The following is a 2,878-nucleotide window of genomic DNA, read 5'->3' on the forward strand; positions in this document are numbered from 1 at the left end:
CATCGCGGCGGGCCGGCGGCGGAACCGCCGCCAGACCTGGCGCGCGCGTCCGGGCGTCGCGCCGGCGAGGGCCGGCAGGGGAGCGGACAGCGTCTGATCAGCCATCGGCCACCCCCGCCAGCCGCACCCGCGGGTTCAGCACGCCGTACGCGAGGTCGACGAGCAGGTTGACCGCGATGTAGCCCGCCACCGTGACCAGCACCACCGCCTGGATGACCGGGTAGTTCCGGGTCACCACGGCGTCGACGGTCAGCTTGCCGAAGCCGGGGATGACGAAGATCTGCTCGGTCACCACCGCGCCGCTGATCAGCGCGCCGAGCTGGAGACCGAGCACGGTCACCACCGTCGTCAGGCTGTTGCGCAGCGCGTGCACGCCCACCACCGAGCGCTCCGGCAGTCCCTTGGCGCGCGCGGTGCGCACGTAGTCGGCCGACAGCGACTCCAGCATCGCCGACCGCGTCTGCCGCATCAGCACCGCCGCGAAGCCGGTGCCGAGCACCAGCGCGGGCAGCAGCATGCGCTCCAGGTTGCCGCCCGGGTCACCGGTGAAGGGCACGTAGCCGGAGGCGGGCAGCCAGTGCAGCCGCACGGAGAACAGCAGGATGCCGAGGATGCCCAGCCAGAAGTGCGGAACCGACAGCCCGACCAGTCCGAAGCCGGTCGCGACGTGATCGGCGAACCGGCCGCGGCGGGTCGCCGCCACGACGCCGGCGGTGACGCCGACCCCGACGGCGACGATCATCGCCAGGACGGACAGCTCGATCGTGACCGGCAGCCGCTGGGTGAGGATGTGGGCGACCGGCAGCCGGTCCTGGGTGGACCGGCCGAAGTCGCCGGTGAGGGCCTTGCCGGCCCACTGCGCGTACTGCACGGGCAGGGGCCGGTCGAGCCCGTAGTCGTGCCGGATCGCGGCGATCGCCTCCGGCGTGGCCTCCTGCCCGGCGAGCACGCGTGCCGGGTCCCCGGGCAGCGCCCGCACGCCCAGGAAGACCAGGACGCTGCCCAGGAACAGCACGATCACGGCGGCGCCGAGCCGTCGCAGAATGAACAGGGCCATGGCTACTGCGCGGCGAATCCGGCGGTGCCGAGCCGGGGCAGGCCGTCGGCGTAGTACCGGATGCCGGCGACGTCCTTGCGCATGCCCAGGTAGTAGAGCTGGTGGTACAGGTAGATCATTCCGCGCACCTGGGCCTGCCGCTGGATCGCCTGGGAGTACAGGCGGGTGCGCTGGGCGGCGTCCTGCGTGGCCGCGGCCTGCTGGATCGGGTCGTCGATGCCCGGGTCGGACATGCCCGCGTAGTTGTTCTGGCCGCCGGTGGTGATCTGGCCGGTCAGGTCGCCGTCGGGGTCGATGCGCCCGGACCACCCGACCTGCATGGCGTCGAACTTGCCGGCCGCGCCCTGCTCCAGCCCGGTCGCGAAGTCGATCGGCTGCACGGAGACGTCGAAGCCGGTCTCCTTCGTCATCTGCTGGATGACCTGGCCGAGCCGCTCGTTGGTGGCGTCGTTGGGGACCTGGAGCTTGACCGGGATCGGCGGCTTGAACCCCGACTTGGCGACGAGCTGCTTGGCCTGGGCGACGTCCCGGCCCGAACAGGCCAGGCTCTTGTCACGGAAGGAGCTGTTCAGCGGCAGCGGGCTGCAGTCGGGCTGGTTGAGCCCGTTGTAGACCGTCTTGTTGATCGCGGCGCGGTCCAGGGACAGCTCGAAGGCCTGGCGCAGCTCCGGGCTCTTGCCCAGCGGCGTGTTGATCGGGCCGGGCTTCTCGGTGGAGCCGTGGGCGTTGCCGATGTTGATCTGGACGCCGTAGTAGCCCAGGCCACCGCCGGAGACGACGCGCAGGTTCGGATCGGCCTGCACGCCCGCGACCGTGGTGTTGGCGAGCTCCTCGGCGGCCTGCACGTCGCCGGACTTGAGGTTGGCGGCCCGGACGTTCGGATCCACGATGATCTTGTAGACGACGCGGTCGAGCTTGACCTTCGCGGCGTCGTAGTAGTCCGGGGCCCGGTCGACGACGATCTGGCTGCCCGAGGTACGGCTGGCGAACTTGAACGGGCCGACGCAGACCGGGTGCGCGCCGAAGTCGTCTCCCTCGGCGTCGAGGGCCTTGGGCGACATGACCATCCCGGCCCGGTCGGCGAGCTGGGCGGTCAGCGGAGAGTACGGGCGCGACAGCGTGAGCCGTACGGTGCCGGGGTCCACCACGTCCACGTTCTTCACCGCGGCCAGGTCGGCGGTGCGGGCCGACTTCTTCCAGGTGCGGTCGCGGTCGAGCGACTTCTTCACGGCCGCCGCGTCGAAGGCGGTGCCGTCGTTGAACTTCACTCCGCTGCGGAGCTTGATGGTCACCGTCTTCCCGTCCCCTGAGATGTCGGGAAGGGCGGAAGCGAGCTGCGGGACGATCTGGGCGTCCGCGTTGATGTCGTACAGCTTCTCGCAGATCGAGGTGAACACCTCACGGCCCAGCAGGGTGACCGAGGTGCTGGGGTCCAGGGCGTCCGGGTCCGCCGACAGCGCCATCGTGAGGGTGCCGCCGTTCTTCACCGCGCGGTTGTCCGCGGTGGCGGCGGAGACGGACGGTTTGGCGGTGCCGCCACCGCCGGAACACGCGGCGGCGAGGGCAAGTGACAGCGCCGCGAGCGCGGCGACGAGCCGACGAGGGAGGTACATGGACGGTCGCTCCTTCTCCGATGGGGGTCGGGACGGGACAGGAGACGTCGGGTTGGGGGGACTCGAGACCGGTTTCGGACGGGACCACGCCCGCATTGAGGCCTGGTCGGTCGCATGACCGTATACAAAATCCTGTTTCGGATGGGTTTCGTCGACCAAAATGAGAGCGGTTCGTTGCCAAGATCTCGTCGCGGGCGTCGCCGGGCGC

The 2,878-nt window shown here is 70.6% G+C and carries 2 protein-coding genes; both read right to left on the reverse strand.

The window, feature by feature from the left end; translation table 11 throughout:
* Positions 1 to 97: 97 nt before the first annotated feature.
* Positions 98 to 1,057 carry an ABC transporter permease gene (locus ACFFNX_RS46805; protein WP_378212840.1) on the reverse strand — a complete coding sequence of 320 codons (960 nt, stop codon included), beginning with the start codon at positions 1,055 to 1,057 and terminating at the stop codon, positions 98 to 100.
* 2 nt (positions 1,058 to 1,059) lie between these two features.
* Complete coding sequence (locus ACFFNX_RS46810; protein WP_378212841.1) at positions 1,060 to 2,670, reverse strand: ABC transporter substrate-binding protein; 1,611 nt, start codon at positions 2,668 to 2,670, stop codon at positions 1,060 to 1,062.
* Positions 2,671 to 2,878 lie beyond the last annotated feature (208 nt).

Origin of the sequence: Actinoallomurus acaciae (assembly GCF_042429965.1) — a bacterium.
GTDB classification, from domain to species: domain Bacteria; phylum Actinomycetota; class Actinomycetes; order Streptosporangiales; family Streptosporangiaceae; genus Actinoallomurus; species Actinoallomurus acaciae.

What these genes read in the sequence shown, in the direction of transcription:
- ACFFNX_RS46805 (WP_378212840.1), bottom strand. Translation starts at nt 1,057, where the DNA reads ATGGCCCTGTTCATTCTGCGACGGCTCGGCGCCGCCGTGATCGTGCTG.
- ACFFNX_RS46810 (WP_378212841.1), bottom strand. Translation starts at nt 2,670, where the DNA reads ATGTACCTCCCTCGTCGGCTCGTCGCCGCGCTCGCGGCGCTGTCACTT.